Origin of the sequence: Tepidibacter mesophilus, from assembly GCF_002724055.1 — a bacterium.
Lineage (GTDB): Bacteria > Bacillota > Clostridia > Peptostreptococcales > Peptostreptococcaceae > Tepidibacter_A > Tepidibacter_A mesophilus.
Genome location: NZ_BDQY01000069.1, coordinates 1 through 644 on the forward strand (window position 1 = coordinate 1; position 644 = coordinate 644).

Below are 644 nucleotides of genomic sequence, written 5' to 3' on the forward strand. Positions count from 1 at the left end.
TTGTATAAGGAATACCACGGGTTATACCCGTGGTTCAAAAAAGCTTATAGCTATGAGTAGAAAAAAATAGAACCTCCAATGTAAAATGGAATTAGGTTTGCCGACCAAAACCATTACAAAGGAGGTTCATCCACTATGGATAATAGTAGTTTAGCACATACAAAGTGGAATTGTAAATATCATATAGTTTTTGCACCAAAGTACAGAAGACAAGTAATATATGGAAAGATTAAGGTTGATATAGGAAAAATACTTAGAAAACTATGTGAGCATAAGGGAGTAGAAATAATAGAAGCTAATGCATGTAAAGACCATATTCATATGTTAGTAAGTATACCTCCAAAATTGAGTGTATCTCAATTTATGGGATATTTAAAAGGAAAAAGTTCACTAATGATATTTGATAGGCATGCAAATTTGAAATATAAATATGGAAATAGACAATTTTGGTGCAAGGGATATTATGTGACAACTGTTGGAAGAAATAAAAAAGTAATTGAAGAATATATAAAAAAGCAAATACAAGAAGATATAGTACAAGAACAAATAAGTCTGAAAGAATATATAGACCCGTTTACGGGTGAGCCAGTAAACAAGGGCAAAAAATAAACCCCTTTTAGGGGTAGCCTGGGAAAAAGCGCGGT

The 644-nt window shown here is 32.0% G+C and carries 1 protein-coding gene; it reads left to right on the forward strand.

Going from position 1 to position 644, the window contains the following annotated elements:
* Positions 1 to 135: 135 nt before the first annotated feature.
* Positions 136 to 609 carry an IS200/IS605 family transposase gene (gene tnpA, locus Tmeso_RS15840; RefSeq protein WP_099192889.1) on the forward strand — a complete coding sequence of 158 codons (474 nt, stop codon included), beginning with the start codon at positions 136 to 138 and terminating at the stop codon, positions 607 to 609.
* The last annotated feature ends 35 nt before the right edge of the window (positions 610 to 644 follow it).